The sequence below is a fragment of the Phycicoccus avicenniae genome, from assembly GCF_050496545.1.
GTDB classification, from domain to species: Bacteria; Actinomycetota; Actinomycetes; order Actinomycetales; family Dermatophilaceae; genus Phycicoccus; species Phycicoccus avicenniae_A.
Window position 1 is genome coordinate 60,427 of the sequence record NZ_JBNVZV010000011.1, and the last position, 18,027, is coordinate 78,453.

Below are 18,027 nucleotides of genomic sequence, written 5' to 3' on the forward strand. Positions count from 1 at the left end.
CCGAGTGTACGGACCCATGCTGTGCGTTCGGTGGGAACGGGAAAGGCCGTCCCCGCGGGCCCGGCCGCGCCCCGTCGTGGAGGATGGGGCCCATGGGACGACGGTTCGGGTGGGTGGTGGGGGTTCTCCTCGTCGTGGGGGTGGCCGGTGGAGGTGCTTGGTGGTGGGCGCAGCGCGAGTCGGGACGTGACGACGACGCCGCCCGCACCGCGCTGACGCGCTACGCCGATGCCTGGCGCGGCAAGGACCTCGGGCGGGTCGGCTTCGCGGAGTCCGGTGTTGCGGCCGGCTTCACGGCGGCCGTCAAGGGACTGGGGTCGGCCACGGTGGTCGCCGAGCCCGGGGACGTGCGCCGCGACGGGGAGTCGGCGACGTCGTCGCTCGCCGTCACCTGGACGCTGCCCGGCGGGGCGGTGTGGAGGTACTCGACGCCCGTGCGCCTCGTCGAGCGGGACGGGCGCTGGCTGGTCTCCGGGCCGGGGGAGGGCTCGCCGTGGCACCCGCAGCTGCCGGCCGGGCAGACGATGGCCCTCGAGCGGACGGCGCCCGCGCGCGGTGACCTGCTCGACCGCGACGGCAAGGCCCTCATGCCGCAGGGCACGGTGTACCAGGTCCAGCTCGACCCGGTGCGCGCCGACGCCGCCGACGCCGCCGCCGTCGAGAAGGTCACCGGCGTGACGGCCGGCTCGGTCGTGAAGGCCCTCGCCGAGCGCAGGCGCACCGGCTCGCAGGCGCCCATCGCGGTCATCACCTACCGCGAGTCCGACTACGCGCCGCGGAAGGCGCGGCTGACGGCCATCACGGGGGTGATCGCTCCGACGGCCACGCAGCCGCTCGGGCCGACGCGCACGTTCGGGCAGCCGCTGCTCGGCACGGTCGGCGAGGTGACCGCGGAGATCGTGCAGAAGAGCGGGGGTCGGTACGCGGCGGGTGACCGGGCGGGTCGCAGCGGGCTGCAGGCGCAGTACGACACGACGCTCGCCGGCACACCGGGGCTGGCCGTCACGGCGAGCGGGGGCGGGACGCTGTTCTCGACCGAGCCCACCCCCGGCAAGGACGTGTCCACGACCCTGTCCCCGCGGGTGCAGGCGGCGGCCGAGAAGGCGCTCGCCGACGCCTCGCTCACCGTCCCCGGGGCGATCGTGGCGGTCGACGTGGCCACCGGCGAGGTCCTGGCGGCGGCGAACTCGCCGTCCAGCGGCTTCGACCGCGCGATCAGTGGGAAGTACCCGCCCGGCTCGACGTTCAAGATCGCGAGCACCTACGCGTACCTGACCAAGGGCCTGACCACGCCGTCGAGCACGGTCCCCTGCCCGAAGAAGGTGACCGTGGACGGGCGCTCGTTCCGCAACTACGCCGGCGAGTCCATCCCGGGTTCGGTGCCGTTCTCGCAGGACTTCGCGCACTCGTGCAACACGGCGTTCATCTCGCTCTCGCAGAAGCTCGGGACCACCGACCTCACGACGGCCGCGAAGGCGCTCGGCATCGGGGCCGGGTGGGCCGACTCGGTGGGTGTCTCCGGCGCCTTCGACGGCAGCATCCCCGAGACCCGCAAGGGCACCGACCAGGCGGCGGCGGTCATCGGGCAGGCCCGCACGGAGGTCTCGCCGCTCGCGCTGGCGACGATGTCGGCGAGCATCGGTCGGGGCACCTACCTGCCGCCGGTGCTCGTCCGGGGTGGTTCGGGCACACCGCGCCCGGCTCCGCTCGACGGTCAGGCGGTGGCCCAGATCCGCTCGATGATGTCGGAGGTCGTGACCTCCGGGACGGCGACGGTGCTGCGGGGCACCCCCGGCGGCACCGTGCGCGGCAAGACGGGCACCGCCGACCACGGCGTCGACGAGAAGCCGTACGTCTGGTTCACCGGCTACCAGGGTGGCGTGGCCTTCGCGGTGCTCGTCGAGCAGGGCGCGAGCGGCGGGAAGGTCGCGGCGCCCCTCACCAAGCGGTTCCTCACCGCGCTCGCCGGCCGCTGACCGTCACCCCGCGCCGTACGACAAGTGACACATTCGTCGATTCCTGCACGCCCGGATGCGGACGACCCCCGCCCGGAGCACCGGACGGGGGTCGCGAGACGCGGGGTTGCCGCGGTCAGAGGGGGCGGACCTGCTCGGCCTGCGGACCCTTCGGACCCTGGGTGACCTCGTACTCGACCTTCTGGTTCTCGTCCAGGCTGCGGTAGCCCTGGGTGTCGATCGCGGAGTAGTGGACGAACACGTCCGGGCCGCCGCCGTCCTGGGCGATGAACCCGAAGCCCTTCTCGGCGTTGAACCACTTCACGGTGCCCTGTGCCATGTGGGGGGTACTTCCTTTTCCTGTGTGTCACTCGACCGGCACCCTACGCACCGACCGTGGATGCGACTCCAGCCCCCTGTGGCGCGAGGGTAGTTCGACCTTCGAGGTACTGCTGTTGCTGCAACCGCCAGCGAACCTAGCACGGGAGGCTCGCTCGCGCCGGTCGCCGCGGAGGGCCGGTCCACGACCCGGTCCTCAGGGGTCCGGGAAGCGGACGACGAGCACGTCGCACCCGGCGAGCCGCAGCACCTCCCCGACCGTGCCGTCGGTCCCGCCGCCGAGCGGGCGACGGGGCCGGATGCCGATGACGAGGAGCCGGGCCGCACAGGCCTCGGCGGCCGTGACGAGCTCGTCGGCGGGCGCGAGCCCGCGCGCCGGTTGCCGGACCTCGTGCGGCACACCGGCGTCGGCGAGGGGCCGGCACACGGCGTCGATGTCGCGGGGGTCGGCCAGGGCGGCGCGGCGGGGGGAGCCGTCCGGCCCGGCGTTGACGACGACGAGGGGCTCGCAGGTGCGCACCGCCTCGGCCACCGCCGCCTCGAGGGCGGCGAGGCCGTCCCTCCGCGGCACGTAGCCGACGACGATGGTCATGGCGCACTCCGTTGTGGCACAGGGGATCACGCCCAGTGCTGCGGCTCGGGGGCGGGAGGGGAGGACGGGGCGCCGCACCCGGTCGTCCTCCGGGTGCGGCGCCCCGCGATCAGGTGGACGAGAGGGTCTTGGCGCCGGTCATGATGGCGACGCCCTCGCCCATGTCGTGCGACTGCGGGGTGATGACCCCGGCGCACCCGCCCAGCCGCTGGATGTGGATGCGGTCGGCGACGTCCCACACGTGCGGCATGTTGTGGCTGATGAGGATGACGGCGAGACCGCTGTCCCGCAGCTGCTTCACCATGTCGAGGACCATCCCCGACTCCTTGACGCCCAGTGCGGCGGTCGGCTCGTCGAGGACGACGACCTTGCTGCCGAACGCCGCGGCCCGGGCCACGGCCACGGCCTGGCGCTGGCCACCGGAGAGGGTCTCGACGGCCTGACCCATGTTCTGGATCGTCTGGATGCCGAGGCCCTGGACGGACTCGCCCGCCCGCTTCTCCATGCCGCCCTTGTCGAGCATCCGGAACACCGAGCCGAGCGGGCCCTTGCGGCGCTCCTCACGACCCAGGTACAGGTTGCTCGCGATGTCGAGCGCCGGGATGACCGCGAGCTGCTGGTACACGGTCTCGATGCCGGCCTCGCGGGCGTCCTGCGGGCGTCGGAAGCTCACCGGCTGTCCCTCGAGCCGGATGCTGCCCGAGCTGGGCTGGTAGGCACCGGTGAGGCACTTGATGAGCGTCGACTTGCCGGCGCCGTTGTCCCCGATGACCGCGAGCACCTCGCCCTTGTAGAGGTCGAGGTTGACCCCGTCGAGGCCGACGACCCGCCCGAAGGTGATGACGAGGTCGCGCGCCGACAGGACGGGCTCCGCGTCGTAGATGTGCCGCTTGGCCTCGGGGATGTGGTCCACCGAGAGCGGCAGCTTCTCCATGGTGCTCATCGGGGCCCCCGGAAAGTATCGGAGTCGGGTCCCATGCTCTGCATGGGCCGGAGGAGCGCAGAACTTCCTGGGGTGATGCTCATGCCTTGACCTTTCGGATCCACTGGTCGATGGCGACCGCGACGAGGATGAGCACGCCGATCGCGAGGACGCGCCACTGCTGGTTGACGCCCATGAGCGACAGCCCGAAGTCGAACGTCTGGACGATGAGCGCACCGATGAGCGTCCCGATGAGACGCCCGCGACCACCGAAGAGGCTGGTGCCGCCGATGACGACGGCGGTGATGCTGTCGAGGTTGGCGGTCGGGACGGCGTTCGGGGTGGCGGCGCCGGCGCGTCCGATGAGGACCCAGGCGGCGATGCCGTAGATGAGCCCCGCGACGGTGTAGACGCCGAGGAGGATCCGCTTGCTCGGCACACCGGAGAGGCGTGCCGACTCGGCGTCGTCACCGACCGCGTAGACGTACCGGCCCCACGCGGTCTGCGACAGGACGAACGACATGACGGCGTAGATCACGATGACCACGACGATGCCCCAGGTGAGGCGGAACCCTCCGATGCTGAAGCCGTCACCGAGGACGTTGAGCAGGTCGGGCAGCCGGTCGGCCTGGATGCTCGAGCCGCCCGAGTACAACAGCGCGATCGCCGTGAAGATGCTCAGCGTGCCGAGCGTGACGATGAACGGCGGCAGGTTGACCCGCGTGACGAGCACCCCGTTGAGGAGGCCGGCGGCGGTCGCGAGGGCCACGCCGATGAGGAGCGCGAGGAACGCGGGCAGGCCACCGTCGGCGGCCAGGGAGGCCATGACCATCATCGAGAGGACCATGATCGCGCCGACCGAGAGGTCGATGCCCGCCGTGAGGATGACGATCGTCTGACCGACGGCCAGGGCCGCCACGATCGCCGTCTGCTGCAGCAGGATCGACATCGAGTTCGGTGTGAGGAAGTTCGGCGTCGCGATGAAGAACGCCAGGAAGGTGACGAACAGCAGCGCCAGCGGACTGAGCCACGGACGCTTGTGCAGGAGGTTCTGCACCTGCTGGACCGGCGACTGCCGCCGCCGAGCGAACTCGGCGGCAGCAGCGGACGAACCGGTGGAGCTCATGCTCAGTTGCCCCAGCAGATGTCGGCGCCCTTGGTGGAGTCGATGCTCTCGACGCCGTCCACGGGCTTGTCGGTGACCAGCGCGACGCCGGTGTCGAAGAAGTCGAGACCCTCGGTGGTCTGCGGCTTCTCGCCACCACGGGCGATCTTGGCGATCGCCTCCATGCCGAGGGTCGCCATCTTCAGCGGGTACTGCTGGGCGGTGGCACCGATGACGCCGTCCTTGACCGACTTGACGCCGGCGCAGCCACCGTCGACGGAGACGATCGTGGCCTTCTTGCCGGCCGCCTGGAGGGCGGCGTTGGCGCCGACCGCGGCGGGCTCGTTGATCGTGTAGACGAGGTTGATGTTCGGGTTCTTCGCGAGGCACTTCTCCATCGCGGAGCGGCCGCCGTCCTCGGCGCCGTTGGACGCCTCGTTGCAGACGATCGTGTAGGTGCCGCCGGAGTAGTTCCCGGTCTTGGCCTCGTCGCCGTTCTTCTTGCCGTCGGCGACGTCGATGCCCATGCCCTCGAGGAAGCCCTGGTCGCGGTTGTAGTCGACCGAGACGACCTTGTCGTCGAACAGGTCGAGGAGGGCGATGACGGCCGGCTGCCCGTTGAGGGTCTTTGCGGCCCACTGCCCGTCGAGCTTGCCCGCGTTGCGGTTGTCGGTGGCGAAGGTGATGTCGACGGTGTCGGCCGGGTCCGGCGGGGTGTCGAGGGCGATGACGTAGAGGCCGGCGTCGCGGGCCTTCTTGATGGCGGCGTTGACGCCGGTGGACATCGGGGTGATGAGGATCCCCTTGTCCTGACGGGCGATGGCGTTCTCGATGGCCGTGATCTGGCCCTGGTCGTCACCCTCCTCCTTGCCGGAGGCGATGGTGAGCTTGACGTTGTTCTTGCTCGCGTCGGCCTGCGCACCCTTCTGCATGGCGACGAAGAACGGGTTCGTGGAGTCCTTGGTGATGAGGGTGACGCCGACGGCGGCCTCGCCGCCACCACCGCTCCCCGAGTCCGAGGCGCTCTCGCGGTTGCAGGCGGCTGCGGTGAGGGCGAGGCCGACGATGCCGACCGAGGCGACGACGCGGCGGGCCGCGCGCGTCGTGGAAACCTGACGGATGTGCATGATCCGTGACTCTCCTTTGAGTTCTGGGCTGGGCCGGACGACGCTGCCTCGTGACAACGTTGTCAGGGACTATTTGTAGCGTCCGCTTGCGCGCAGGTCAAGGGATCCGTTAAACATCGTGATGTGGCTGTGACATCGTTGTCAGACTCTGGCAAGTCCCGAGCGACGATGCGCGACGTCGCCGCGCTCGCCGGCGTGAGCCTCAAGACCGTCTCGCGGGTGGTCAACGAGGAGGCCGGGGTCTCCCCCGACGTGCGCGAGCGGGTCACCGCCGCGGTGCGCCGCCTCGACTACCGCCCGAACCTCGCCGCGAGCAACCTGCGCCGCACCGGCGCCCGCTCCGGGCTCGTCGGCGTCCTCGTCCAGGACATCTCCAACTCCTTCTCGGCCGGCGTGCTCCGCGCCCTCGAGGACGTCGCCCGCTCGCACCGGACCGCCGTCCTCGCGGCGAGCCTCGACGAAGGGGTCGACCGCGAGCAGGCCATCGTGCACGACCTCGTCACCCGACGCGTCGACGGCCTCGTCATCATGCCCGCGAGCCAGCGCCAGGACTACCTCGTCGCCGAGCTGCGCACCGGCACACCGGCCGTCTTCGTCGACCGTCCCCCGCGCGGGGTGGACGCCGACTCGGTGGTCGTCGACAACCTGCTCGGGGCGCGGCTGGCCACCGAGCACCTCCTGCAGCTCGGGCACCGCCGCATCGCCGGCCTGTTCCACCTGCCGCAGATCCCCACGGCGCACGACCGCATCGAGGGCTTCGCCGCGGCGCACACCGACCGGGGGGTCCGCCCGGACCCGCGGCTCGTCGTCGAGGGGATCGGCTCGACCGACGAGGCGACCGAGGTCGTCCACCGGCTCCTCGACCTCGACGACCCGCCCTCGGCCATCTTCGCCGGCCGCAACATCCTCGCGTCCGGAGCCGTGCGCGCCCTCGCCGAGCGCGGCCTGCGCCGGTCGGTCGCGCTCGTGAGCTTCGACGACTTCCCGATGGCCGACCTGCTCGACCCCGGGCTGACCGTCGTGCGGCAGGACGTCGGACGCATCGGCCGCACGGTGGGGCAGATGCTCTTCGAGCGGATCGGCGGCGAGAGCTCACCGCCGCGGCACGTCGTCGTCGAGCCGACGCTCGTCGTGCGGGGTTCCGGCGAGATCGCGCCCCCCGGGGCCTGAGCCGCCCGGGGCCCGAGCCGCCCGGGTCAGAGGTCCTTGCGCAGGTGCACGTCGGCGCTGCCGCGCTCGGGCACGTCCTCCCAGCGGAAGAGCTCGCGGTAGCCGGACCGCTCGTAGAAGGCGGGCGCCTGGAACGTGAACGACGTGACGTAGACGTGCGCGCAGCCCCGGCGGCGCGCTTCGTCCTCGAAGGCCTCGAGCAGACGCCGGCCGGTGCCGGTACCGCGCTGGTCCTCGCGCACCCACGTCATGCCGATGCCCGCCGCGACGCCCCACGTCCAGCCGGAGATGCCGGCCACCAGCTCGTCGTCGTCGTCGGTGACCCGCACCGTGAGCTCCTCGGCCGGAGCGAGCCCCGGTGTGGCGGAGGCGTTCACGCGGTCGAGCTCGTCAGAGAGCCGCTGGTCGAGGTCGGCGTCGGCGGTGCCGGTCGTCAGGCGCATCCGGCCATCCTCGCCGATGCCCGCCCGGGGCGTCAGCGGCGGAGGTGGCGGGCCCGGGTCATCAGGTAGACGCCGAAGGCGACCAGCCCGGCCGAGACCACGGCGAGCGCGTACCGCCCGGCCGGTGCGTCCTGGAGGAAGCGCAGCGCGCCGTCGATGCCGGTGGAGGCGCTGACGTCGTGGGTCCACGCGGCGATGACGAACAGCAGCCCGACGATGCCGAAGGCCACGCCGCGGGCGACGAACCCGACGATGCCGACGAGCACGAGGACCCGGCCGGGTCGGCGCGCGAGGTCGACGAGGAAGTCGCGCGAGAGCCCCGACCAGACGCTGAAGACCCCCACGCCGGCCACCGCCAGACCGGTGCCGATGACGAGCAGCACGCCTCCGGGGAGGGCCAGGAGGGAGCGGGTGATGCCGACCGTCGAGTCCCTGCTCGTCTGTCCCGCACCGATGGCGAAGGCGGCGGCCGCCCAGGCCACCGTGGCGTACGCGATGCCGTCGGCCGCGTGCTCGAGGCGCTTCAGCCGGGTGCGGCAGTGCCGCCCGGTCACGGCGCGCGCGAGGTTCCACACCGTGACCACGGCGAAGCCGACGAACCCCACCCAGAGCACCGCCCGGCCGCCGAGCGAGGTGGCGATGGAGGTCAAGGCGCCGGACTCGTCCGCGGTGCTGCCGCTGCGCCCGAGCCAGACGATCTGCAGGCCGGCCCAGCCCATCGCCGCGTGCAGCAGGCCGTCGAGGAAGAACCCCAGGCGTGCGCCGGTGCTCACCGCGGCGTGCGTCTCGGCCACCTCGGCCGCCGCCACGGTGACCTCGGCGACCTGGTGGGCCGTCTCGGCGACCGCCTCGACCGCGTCGTGGGCGGTTTCCACGGCGTCGTGCGCGGCGTCCGCGACCGGGGCCACGAGGTCCGCTGCGGCCTCCCGCACCCCGTCCAGCGCCGTCCGCTCCTCGGTGCCCGGGACGGCCGTGCCGCTCGCGGGCGTGTCGGTGCTCATCCCCGTCCCCGGTGGGGCGCCGGCGCCTCCGCGACGTTGACGGTCGGGATGCCGGTGCCGGCACGGGCGATGACGGCGAGCGAGGGCTCGCGGCCGGGGTTGGACTCGCGGTGCACGGTGAGCGGCGGGACGTGCACGTAGCTGCCGGCCGTCGCGTCGACCCAGCCCTCGACGCCCTCGCACTCGAGGCGGAGGACGCCGCGCACGACGTAGAGGACGCTGCGGTTCGTGTCGTGGTGGTGCCACCCGGAGACGGCGCCGGGATCGGTGACCACCTGCCCCGCCCAGAGCCCGGGGACCTCGAGCGCGCGGCGGCGGAGCATCCCGGACGTCGGGTCGGCCTCGACGAGCTCGTCGTCGCGCACGACGCGCACGGGTTCCCGGTCGACCATCCCGCCACGGTAGACCCGAGCGGGCCGGTGGTCGGGGGAACGGGTTCGGCGGGCGCCCGGCGGGTAGGGGACGGGCACCGACGAGAGGAGGGACGCCCCGTGCGTCCGACCACCACCCCGACCACCGGGGCGCTCGTGACCGGCGCCTCGAGCGGCATCGGCCGCGCCACCGCCGTGCGCCTGGCGCGAGACGGTGTCGAGGTCGTCGCGACCGGGCGCGACCTCGCCGCCCTGGCACCCGTCGTCGACGCCTGCCGGGAGGCCGGGGGCACCGCCCGCGCCGAGGTCCTCGACGTCCGTGACGACGCCGCCGTGCGCCGGGTGGTCGACGAGGCCGCGGCCCGGCACGGACGCGGACTGGCCGTCGTGCACAGCGCCGCCGTCGTGGCGTACGGGCACTTCGAGGAGGTCCCGCCGGACGTCCTCGCCGACGTCGTCGACACCGACGTGCTCGGGACCGTCCACGTGGCCCGGGCGGCGCTGCAGGCGTTCCGGCGCACGGGCGGCGGTCACCTCGTCGTGGTCGGCTCGCTGCTCGGGCAGATCGCCACCCCCTACATGAGCCCGTACGTCCTCTCGAAGTGGGCCGTGCACGGCCTCGTCCGCACCCTGCAGATCGAGACCCGTGACCGCGTCGGGACCGAGGTCTCGCTCATCGCGCCGGGCGGCATCGACACCCCCGTCTACCGGCAGGCCGCGACGGTGCTGGGCCGGCACGGGTCGCCACCACCGCCCGTCCGCTCCGACGACGCCGTCGCCGCCCGGGTCGCGCGCGTCCTGCGCCGCCCGCGCCGGCTGACCCACGTCGGACCCGGCAACCCCGTGGCCGTCGCCGGCTTCCGGATGATGCCCGGCGTCTTCGACGTGCTCGTCACCCCGCTGATGCGCACCCTCGGCCTCTCGACCTGGACCGGGCTGGAGCCCACGCCCGGCAACGTCCACAGCCCCCGGCACCCCGCGCCGCCCGACCCCGAGGAGCACCCCGTGACCGACCGGCAGCTGCACCGGCCCCGCGTCTCGCGCACCGTCACCGCCCCTGCGGAGGCGGTGTGGAAGGTCCTCGCCGACGGCTGGCAGTATCCGCTGTGGGTCGTCGGCGCGGCCCGGGCCCGCGACGTCGACCGCTCCTGGCCCGAGCCGGGGAGCCGCATCCACCACAGCGTCGGCACGTGGCCGCTCACCATCTCGGACTCCACCGTCGTCGAGGAGGCCAGGGCGCCGCACCACCTGGTCCTCACGGCTCGGGGCTGGCCGGCCGGTGAGGCGCGGGTGGAGATCGAGATCGTGCCCGACGGGCCCGAGACCTGCACGGTCTCCATCGCCGAGGACGCCTCGAGCGGGCCGGGGAGGCTCGTGCCGATGCCGGTGCGGCAGGCGGGCATCCTGCCCCGCAACCGGGAGACCCTCCTGCGGCTGGCGCTGCTGGCCGAGGGTCGGTACCGCGAGGAGCTCGCCGACCGCGGCTGAGCGCCAGCCGGGTCGAGGTGATGTCGGCCCGCCGGACGGCCCGGGATCACCTCGATGCGGTGCGCTTCACGACGTGTCGAGGTGATGTCGGCCCGCCGGCCGTCACTCCTCGCGAAGGACCCGCGCCCACGCGGTGCGCACCAGCGCCCGCTTCGCCGGTCCCAGCACCCCGTGCTGGCCGAGCGCCGCGACCGCCGCGTTCCACCCGCACGCCCCGTGCACCCCGCCACCGGGGTGCGCCGAGGCACTGGCGAGGAAGAGCCCGGGGATCGGCGTCTCGGGCCGGCCGAGCCCGCGGGTGGGGCGCATCACGAGCTGCTGGCTGAGTGCGGCGGTCCCGCCGTTGAGGGCACCGGCGCTGAGGCTGGCGTCGGCCGACTCGAGGTCGTCGGGTCGCTGGACGAACCGGCCGCGCACGGAGTCCGCGAACCCCGGGGCGACCTCCTCGACGACGTCCTCGACCCGCGCGACCTGGCGGTCCACCGCCGCCGCGTCGCCCGCGAGGGAGCGCGGGAGGTGCGTGTACGCCCAGGCCGTCTCGGCCCCCTCCGGGGCGCGCGAGGGGTCGGCGGTGGCCATCTGCCCGAAGAGGACGAAGGGACGCTCGGGCATCCGGCCGGTCGACAGGGCGGCGGCGACGTCGACGAGGCCGTCGTCATCGGTGCCGAGGTGGACCGTGCCCGACCCGGCGAGCGCCGGGTTCGCCCACGGCACGGGACGGTCGAGGGCCCAGTTGAGCTTGAGCGTGGAGGCGTCCCACTCGAAGCGGGCGAGGTCGGCCAGCAGGCGCGGCGGGACGTGCCGGGCGTCGAGCAGGTCGGTGTAGAGCATCGGGGCGGAGACGTCCGCGAGCACCGCGCGGCGGGCGCGGACGACGCTGCCGTCGGCGAGCCGCACGCCACGCGCGCGACCGCCGGAGACCTCGACGGCGGACACGGCTGTGCCGCAACGTACCTGGACACCCACGGACTCGGCGCGCCGGCGCATCGCCGCGGCCAGCTCACCCGCGCCGCCGACCGGTACGGGGAAGCCGACGTCCTGCGCGAGCATCACCAGGAGCCAGCCGAAGAGGGCGCTGCCGGCGCCGTCGGGCGAGACGTCGCTGTGCATCGCGTTGCCGGAGAAGAGGACCCGCGCCTCCTCGCTGTCGAACTGCTCGTGGCCGAGGCGCCGGACGGACAGCAGCGCGAGCCGGGCGAGGTCGAGCGCACCGCCGACACCGGTGCGGCGCAACAGGCGTGCCACCGGGCGGGCGGCGGGCAACGGGGTGAAGAGCGCATCGAGCAGCGGGTCGCGCACGCGGTCCCACTGCGCGACCATCCGCAGCCAGGCGTCGCCGTCACCGGGGGCGATGGCGTCCAGCCCGACCGCGGTGTCCTCGGCCGAGGAGCGCAGGACCGACGCGCGCCCGTCGGGGAACGCGTGCCCGACGGGGTCCGCGGACCGGCTCCAGCGCAGCCCGTGCGACTCGAGGTCGAGGTCCCGGACCACCGGGCTCGCCGCGGCCAGCGGGTAGAAGGCACTGAAGAGGTCGGTGACGAAGCCCGGCGCGCAGACCTCGGCGCTGCGGACGGCGCCGCCCACCTCGTCCTGCGCCTCGACGAGGACGACGTCCCAGCCGGCGTCGCCCAGCGCCGCCGCGGCGACGAGCCCGTTGGGCCCGCCGCCGACGACGACCGCGTCGCAGGTGGTCACCGACCACCCACCGTGGGAAGCGCGTGTGGGCTCACGCGGCCACGCCGTGCGGGTCGAGGACGACCTTGACCATGCCGTCCTCCTTGGCCTGGAAGGTGCGGTACGCCTCCGGGGCGGCGTCGATCGGGAGGTGGTGGGTGGCGAAGCCGTCGACGCCCAACGGGTCGTCGTCGGTGAGCAGCGGGAGGATGTCGTCGACCCAGCGCTTGACGTTGGCCTGGCCCATCCGGATCTGCACCTGCTTGTCGAAGAGCGTCATCATCGGCATCGGGTCGGTCATCCCTCCGTAGACACCACTGAGGGAGATCGTGCCACCTCGGCGCACCGCGTCGATGGCGGAGTAGAAGGCGGCGAGCCGGTCGACGCCGACGGTGGTCATCAGCGGCTTGGCGACGGCGTCGGGGAGCAGCCCGACGACCTTGTGGGCGGCCTTCGACACCGGCGAGCCGTGCGCCTCCATCCCGACCGCGTCGACCACCGCGTCGGCGCCGCGGCCGCCGGTCAGCTCGCGCACGGCGTCGCCGACGTCGTCGACGTCGCGCAGGTCGACCGTCGTGACGCCGCGCTCGCGGGCCCGGGCCAGGCGCGCATCGACCCGGTCCACGCCGATGACCCGCCCCACGCCGCGCTGCAGCGCGATGCGGCAGGCCATGTCGCCGATCGGACCGAGTCCCAGGACGAGCAGGGTGCCGCCCGGCTCGGGGTCGGCGTAGGCGACGGCCTGCCACGCGGTGGGGAGGACGTCGGAGAGGTAGACGAAGCGGTCGTCGGACGGGCCCTCGGGGACCTTGACGTGCGTGTACTGCGCCTGCGGGACGCGCAGGTACTGCGCCTGGCCGCCGGGGAGCGAGCCGTACAGCTCGGAGTACCCGAACAGCGTTGCGCCGGTGCCCTGGTCGTGGTTCTGGGTGGTCTCGCACTGGCTCTGCAGGCCGTGCTCGCACATCCAGCAGTGCCCGCAGCAGACCTGGAACGGGATGACGACGCGGTCGCCGACGGCGAGGTTCGACACCTCGGAGCCGACCTCCTCGACGATGCCCATCGACTCGTGGCCGAGGACGTCGCCGGGGTTCATGAACGCACCGAGCGGCTCGTACAGGTGCAGGTCGGACCCGCAGATGTTGGTGCTCGTCACCCGGATGACGGCGTCGGTCGCCTGCTCGATGCGCGGGTCCGGGACCTCGTCCACGCGGACGTCCTTCGTGCCGTGCCACACGACTGCCTTCACGGTGTACCTCCTGGGTCGGTGTCCAGGAGCCCTACCCCGGGTCCGCCGGGCACACACCCGCCGTCGAGGCCGGGCGGCGGCGACACCGGTTCGCCCGGCGCAGGGACGGCCGACGTCGGGCGGCACCGGTGTCGTGCGCACGACGTCCATGTGCTCCGAGATGTGAGCCATGTCCCGGACACCGGAGCACCCGGACACCTGCTCCGGGTGCCGGGCCATGGCCCAGATGCTGGAGCACACGGACGTCCGCGCACGACTGTGAGCCGTGTGGGCCCCTCCCACGCCGCCCTGGGCGCTTCGCGCCCGAGCGCGCCGCGGAGGGCGTGGGACCCCGTCGGGGCTCGTTCCTCGCACCTTCTCCCGAATCCCGCGTTCTCAATTCGCGAGAACCGGACGGACCTCGTTCCTCGCCCGTCCGAACCCCGCGAACGGAGGGCGTGGGACTCCGGCTGTCACTCCGTTCGAGCCTCCCCGTCATCCTTCGCCCTCCGCTGCGCCCAGCGCTCCGCGCCCACGGGCGCAGCGGAGGGCGTGGGATTCGAACCCACGATGACGTTGCCGCCATAGCGGTTTTCAAGACCGCCGCACTAGGCCACTATGCGAGCCCTCCATCGGTCCGCGCCCGGGCTGCGGGCGCGGACCGCCCGCCCAGCGTAGGGGTCGTCCGTCGCACCCCGCGCCCAGCCTCGGGTGGGAGCATCCGGGCGTGAGGACGTTCGCGATGCCCGACCCCGGCCCGGTGCTCGGGGCACTCCTCGCCGGCGCCGCGCTCGGCCGACCGGCCGTCGTCCTCACCGAGGACCACCTCGAGGTCCGCCTCGGCCTCGGGTGGCGCTCCACAGTCCCGCGCGCCGACATCGTGGCGGCCGGCCACGACCCCCGGCACCCCATCAGCATCGGCGCCCACGGGTGGCGCGGCGACTGGCTCGTCAACACGAGCGGGCACGGCCTGGTCCGCATTGATCTCGACCCACCGGGGCGCGGCCGCGTCTTCGGCGTCCCGGTGCGGCTGCGCACGCTGCGCCTCAGCCTCGCCGACCCCGACGCCTTCCTCGCCGCCCTCGGGGCCCCGTCGGGCCGCTGACCGGCGCCGGGCCGTCACGCCCGGCATGGCCCGCACCATCAGTGGGTAAGGTCGGAGGCCGACGAAAGGAGCCCCCATGGGCAAGCTGTCCTTCCTCGCCGGCATGGCTGCCGGCTACGTCCTCGGGGCCAAGGCGGGAACACAGCGCTACGAGCAGATCCGCCGCACCTCCGGCAAGGTCTGGAACTCGCAGCCGGTGCAGAACCAGGTGGCCAACGCCAAGGAGGTCGCGCGCACGAAGGCGGCCCCGGTCGTCGCCGACATGGTGGCCGACGCCGCCCGCGCCACCGCGACCACGCTCCGCCAGGGACGCACCGTCGCCTCCGAGGCGATCCACCACGGCTCGTCGTCCAACGCGTCGGCCGAGGGCACCCCTGCGACTCCGTCCCGTCACGAGGAGGCCTGGGCGGCCGCGACCCGCCCCACCACCACCGACTGACGCGCGAGCTCCCCGGAGCGCCTCCACCTCTGCGACCACGAACGGCCGGCCCCACCCCGGTCGGCCGTCACCTGCGTGTATCAGGCCTGCGCGAAATCCCTCCTGACGTGTGACGCCCAGATCACTACGCTGTGCGAGGAGCACCCTTCCTTGCTCGGTGACACGCCACGCCAGGAGACGCCCATGGAAGGTCCGACCGCGCCACGGCCCCCCGCCGACGGGAGCAGGCCGCCGCGCCGGTACCCCGATCCGGAGGACCCGAAGGGCTCGGGCGCGCCGGCGCCTCCCGTGCCGCCGACCCCGGGGATTCCCGAGGCCGTGCTGCGCGCGTTCGGGGCCCGGGTCCTCGACCCCCTGACCGCTGTCACGGCACCGGGCGTCGCCCCGCCGCAGCCGACGGCCTACATCGGCTCGACCCTGCTGGTCCGCGGGCTGCCCGATGCCGGCCTGGGGGGCCACGCCGCCGTCGAGGAGATCAAGGGTCTCGCCGAGGAGATGGGTCTGGTCGCCGACGTCTCCGAGGGCGATGCCGCGCTCCGCCGGCTGGCCGACGACGCCGAGCTCGAGGTGCTCGACCAGGTCTGGCAGACCCAGGTCGTCCTCCGCCGGCAGACCCGGGACGAGGCGCTGGCCTCCGCCGCGCGTCGCGCCGAGGCCCGCGGCGAGGAGCCCCCCAGCGAGCCACCCGCCGCGCCGCCCCCCGATGCCTGGCGCGTCCTGCAGGCCCTGACCTCGCGCCGCGGCAGCCGCCCGGAGGACGTCGCCCTCGAGCACCTCCTGCTCAGCGCGGGTGGCTTCGAGCCCGTCGGCCAGTGGGGCTCGGTCGGCGAGTGGGGCTCGGTCGGGCAGTGGGGATCCGTGGGCCAGTGGGGCTCGGTCGGCCAGTGGGGCTCGGTCGGGCAGTGGGGATCCGTGGGCCAGTGGGGCTCGGTCGGCCAGTGGGGATCCGTCGGCGCCGCCGACCAGTACGGCGTGCCCGGCCTCGGCGGTCGCACACCCGTCGTCTGGCAGGGAGTGGACCCCTACCGTCCCGCCGCGGGCAAGCGCGCCCCGGTGGTGGCGATCCTCGACACCGCGGTCGGGCCGCACCCCTGGCTCACCGAGAAGAAGGGCGTCACGACGATGTCCCTGCCCGGCCGCCCGCTCGTGGCGCCCGGACAGGGGTTGACCGTCGAGCTCGACGGCCTGCTCGCCGGCGAGGCCGGCCACGGCACCTTCGTGGCGGGCATCATCCGCCAGCGGTGCCCGGAGGCACAGATCCTCGTGCTCCCGGTGGTGCCGTTCGCGGGCGCCGCGGCCGAGAAGGACGTCCACGACGCCCTGGCCCTGCTCCTGGCCCGGCAGCTCTGGGCGACCCGCACCGGACGGCACGACGCGCTGGTCGACGTCGTCAACCTCTCGCTCGGGTACTACCACGAGACCCCCGAGGACGCCTGGACCCAGGACCCGCCGCTCAAGAAGCTGCTCGGCCTGCTGGCCGACGCCGGCGTCGCGGTCGTCGCCGCCGCCGGCAACGACGGCACCTCGGCCAAGTTCTACCCGGCCGGGTTCGCCCTGGAGCGCACGGCGACCATCGGGTCGCAGAAGTACGTGCCGCTCGTCAGCGTGGGCGCCTACAACCCCGGCGACTCCACGGTGGCCCTGTTCTCCAACAGCGGCCTCTGGGTCACCACCCACCGCCCCGGAGCCGCCGTCGTCAGCACCGTCCCCACGACCATGCGGGGCTCGATGCAGGCCGGCGTGCACACCCAGCGCAACGACCCCACCGACCGCGCCCTCATCGACCCGGACGACTTCAGCACCGGGTTCGCCTCGTGGAGCGGCACGTCCTTCGCGGCGCCCGTGCTGGCGGCCGAGATCGCTGCGGCCCTTCCCACGGACGAGACGTTGTGCGACACCGCAACCGACGCCTGCGTCGCCCGCGCGAAGCACGCGGTGGCCACGGCCCTGGGGGTGACGTCATGACCCAGGTCGAGGCCGGCAGCAGCGAGAGCCTCGCCGTCCGCGCCGGCACCGCGTTCGAGGCCTACCGCGACGGCGACCACCACCGGATGGACACCCTCGTCGACCTGCTGACGCCCGTGCTGTGGCACACCGCCCGCGGGCAGGGCCTCGACTCCGCGAGCGCCTCCGACGTCGTCCAGACGGCGTGGATGCGCCTGGTGGAGAACGCCGACCGCATCACCGATCCGCGCGCGGTCCTCGGCTGGCTGGTCGTCACCGTCCGCCGCGAGTCGTGGCGCGTCGTCAAGGCGCACGGTCGGGAGGTGGGCGAGGTCAGCGCGGAGGTCGTGGCCACCACACCGGACCCGGCCACGGTCACCGTCACCGGCGACCGGGACCGGATGCTCTGGCGCCACTTCTCGGCCCTCACCCCGCGCTGCCAGGCGCTGCTGCGGGTCATCGCCTTCTCCGACCGCCCCGACTACGCCGCCGTCTCGGAGGCGCTCGGGATGCCGGTCGGGAGCATCGGGCCCACCCGGGGTCGGTGCCTGGCCAAGCTGCGAGAGGCGCTGGGTCAGGACCCGGCGTGGGGAGGTGCATCATGACCGACGACCTGGCCACCGAGCCGCTCGACGACGTCGACGCCGTCGTCCTGAAGGCCCTGCGCGAGCTGCACGCACGCCTCGACCCCGTCCCCGCCGGTCTCACCGACGACGTGAAGTTCGCCCTCACGGTGCAGGCCCTCCACGCCGAGGTCGCCGAGCTGACCCGGGTGGGGGCCGACGAGGCCCTCGTCCGCAGCGTCGACTACACCCGCGCCGAGACGCTGACCTTCACCGGCGGACCGTTCACCGCGATGGTCTCCGTCGTCGCCACCGGCCCGGACGAGGTCCGCATCGACGGGTGGGTGACCGGCGGACCGGTGCGCGTCGAGCTGCGCGAGCGCGACTCCTCGACCACGGTCGACGTCGGCGCCGAGGGCCGCTTCGTCCTCGACGGTGTGCGCCGGGGCCTCGTGCAGTTCGTGCTCCACCCCGTCGACGGCTCCACCAAGCCGGTCATCACCCCCGCCATCGAGCTCTGAGGACGCCGCACGACCGCCACGAGGACCCCGTCCGAGCTGG

General features: G+C 73.7%; 18 protein-coding genes and 1 tRNA gene. 8 read left to right on the top strand and 11 right to left on the bottom strand.

The annotated features are described in order from the left end of the window. The first annotated feature begins 92 nt into the window (after positions 1–92). Positions 93–1,976 (top strand): penicillin-binding transpeptidase domain-containing protein, encoded by a 1,884-nt coding sequence (locus ACQZ2A_RS11105; RefSeq protein WP_430210785.1) that lies wholly within the window; start codon positions 93–95, stop codon positions 1,974–1,976. A 115-nt stretch (positions 1,977–2,091) separates the two neighbouring features. Here ACQZ2A_RS11105 and ACQZ2A_RS11110 read toward each other — a convergent pair whose 3' ends face one another. From ACQZ2A_RS11110 to ACQZ2A_RS11130, 5 genes are all read right to left on the bottom strand, one after another. Continuing rightward, positions 2,092–2,295 carry a cold-shock protein gene (locus tag ACQZ2A_RS11110; protein WP_430210788.1) on the bottom strand — a complete coding sequence of 68 codons (204 nt, stop codon included), beginning with the start codon at positions 2,293–2,295 and terminating at the stop codon, positions 2,092–2,094. Positions 2,296–2,490: 195 nt separating this feature from the next. Next, positions 2,491–2,886, bottom strand: a complete 396-nt coding sequence (locus ACQZ2A_RS11115; RefSeq protein ID WP_430210791.1) for a universal stress protein — start codon at positions 2,884–2,886, stop codon at positions 2,491–2,493. A 109-nt stretch (positions 2,887–2,995) separates the two neighbouring features. Further along, positions 2,996–3,829 (bottom strand): ATP-binding cassette domain-containing protein, encoded by an 834-nt coding sequence (locus tag ACQZ2A_RS11120; protein ID WP_430210794.1) that lies wholly within the window; start codon positions 3,827–3,829, stop codon positions 2,996–2,998. Positions 3,830–3,908: 79 nt separating this feature from the next. Then, on the bottom strand, positions 3,909–4,934 hold the full coding sequence (locus ACQZ2A_RS11125) for an ABC transporter permease (RefSeq protein WP_430210796.1): 1,026 nt from the start codon (positions 4,932–4,934) through the stop codon (positions 3,909–3,911). A gap of 2 nt (positions 4,935–4,936) precedes the next feature. Further along, a complete protein-coding gene (locus ACQZ2A_RS11130) occupies positions 4,937–6,040 on the bottom strand; it encodes a substrate-binding domain-containing protein (protein WP_430210797.1) in 1,104 nt (367 codons plus the stop codon). A gap of 168 nt (positions 6,041–6,208) precedes the next feature. Between ACQZ2A_RS11130 and ACQZ2A_RS11135 the strand changes: the two genes are divergently transcribed. Continuing rightward, the gene (locus ACQZ2A_RS11135; protein WP_430210799.1) at positions 6,209–7,210 is read left to right on the top strand and encodes a LacI family DNA-binding transcriptional regulator; all 1,002 of its coding nucleotides are present in this window, start codon (positions 6,209–6,211) and stop codon (positions 7,208–7,210) included. A 26-nt stretch (positions 7,211–7,236) separates the two neighbouring features. Here the strand turns inward: ACQZ2A_RS11135 and ACQZ2A_RS11140 are convergent, their stop codons facing one another. Genes ACQZ2A_RS11140 through ACQZ2A_RS11150 form a run of 3 tightly spaced genes read right to left on the bottom strand, consistent with a single transcriptional unit; the run spans position 7,237 to position 9,046 of the window. Further along, positions 7,237–7,653, bottom strand: coding sequence for a GNAT family N-acetyltransferase (locus ACQZ2A_RS11140; RefSeq protein ID WP_430210802.1), 417 nt, complete (start codon positions 7,651–7,653; stop codon positions 7,237–7,239). A gap of 32 nt (positions 7,654–7,685) precedes the next feature. After that, positions 7,686–8,654 (bottom strand): DUF1206 domain-containing protein, encoded by a 969-nt coding sequence (locus ACQZ2A_RS11145; protein WP_430210805.1) that lies wholly within the window; start codon positions 8,652–8,654, stop codon positions 7,686–7,688. After that, on the bottom strand, positions 8,651–9,046 hold the full coding sequence (locus ACQZ2A_RS11150; protein WP_430210807.1) for a cupin domain-containing protein: 396 nt from the start codon (positions 9,044–9,046) through the stop codon (positions 8,651–8,653). The genes ACQZ2A_RS11145 and ACQZ2A_RS11150 overlap by 4 nt, the downstream gene beginning before the upstream one ends. A gap of 99 nt (positions 9,047–9,145) precedes the next feature. Here ACQZ2A_RS11150 and ACQZ2A_RS11155 point away from each other — a divergent pair, with 99 nt between their 5' ends. Continuing rightward, the gene (locus tag ACQZ2A_RS11155; RefSeq protein ID WP_430210809.1) at positions 9,146–10,513 is read left to right on the top strand and encodes an SDR family NAD(P)-dependent oxidoreductase; all 1,368 of its coding nucleotides are present in this window, start codon (positions 9,146–9,148) and stop codon (positions 10,511–10,513) included. 102 nt (positions 10,514–10,615) lie between these two features. Here ACQZ2A_RS11155 and ACQZ2A_RS11160 read toward each other — a convergent pair whose 3' ends face one another. From ACQZ2A_RS11160 to ACQZ2A_RS11170, 3 genes are all read right to left on the bottom strand, one after another. Then, on the bottom strand, positions 10,616–12,208 hold the full coding sequence (locus ACQZ2A_RS11160) for a phytoene desaturase family protein (RefSeq protein WP_430210811.1): 1,593 nt from the start codon (positions 12,206–12,208) through the stop codon (positions 10,616–10,618). Positions 12,209–12,239: 31 nt separating this feature from the next. Continuing rightward, the gene (locus ACQZ2A_RS11165; RefSeq protein ID WP_430210813.1) at positions 12,240–13,436 is read right to left on the bottom strand and encodes a zinc-dependent alcohol dehydrogenase; all 1,197 of its coding nucleotides are present in this window, start codon (positions 13,434–13,436) and stop codon (positions 12,240–12,242) included. A 523-nt stretch (positions 13,437–13,959) separates the two neighbouring features. Then, positions 13,960–14,046, bottom strand: a tRNA-Ser gene (locus ACQZ2A_RS11170). Positions 14,047–14,142: 96 nt separating this feature from the next. Here ACQZ2A_RS11170 and ACQZ2A_RS11175 point away from each other — a divergent pair. The 5 genes from ACQZ2A_RS11175 (at position 14,143) to ACQZ2A_RS11195 (ending at position 17,987) form a co-directional block, all read left to right on the top strand. Then, positions 14,143–14,520 carry a hypothetical protein gene (locus tag ACQZ2A_RS11175; RefSeq protein WP_430210815.1) on the top strand — a complete coding sequence of 126 codons (378 nt, stop codon included), beginning with the start codon at positions 14,143–14,145 and terminating at the stop codon, positions 14,518–14,520. A gap of 76 nt (positions 14,521–14,596) precedes the next feature. After that, entirely contained in the window at positions 14,597–14,959 is a 363-nt protein-coding gene (locus ACQZ2A_RS11180) for a protoporphyrinogen oxidase (protein ID WP_430210817.1), read from the top strand. Positions 14,960–15,142: 183 nt separating this feature from the next. Continuing rightward, positions 15,143–16,924 carry a S8 family serine peptidase gene (locus ACQZ2A_RS11185; RefSeq protein ID WP_430210818.1) on the top strand — a complete coding sequence of 594 codons (1,782 nt, stop codon included), beginning with the start codon at positions 15,143–15,145 and terminating at the stop codon, positions 16,922–16,924. Further along, complete coding sequence (locus ACQZ2A_RS11190; RefSeq protein ID WP_430210820.1) at positions 16,921–17,508, top strand: RNA polymerase sigma factor; 588 nt, start codon at positions 16,921–16,923, stop codon at positions 17,506–17,508. Before ACQZ2A_RS11185 ends, ACQZ2A_RS11190 begins: the two co-directional genes overlap by 4 nt. Continuing rightward, the gene (locus ACQZ2A_RS11195; protein ID WP_430210821.1) at positions 17,505–17,987 is read left to right on the top strand and encodes a carboxypeptidase regulatory-like domain-containing protein; all 483 of its coding nucleotides are present in this window, start codon (positions 17,505–17,507) and stop codon (positions 17,985–17,987) included. The genes ACQZ2A_RS11190 and ACQZ2A_RS11195 overlap by 4 nt, the downstream gene beginning before the upstream one ends. The last annotated feature ends 40 nt before the right edge of the window (positions 17,988–18,027 follow it).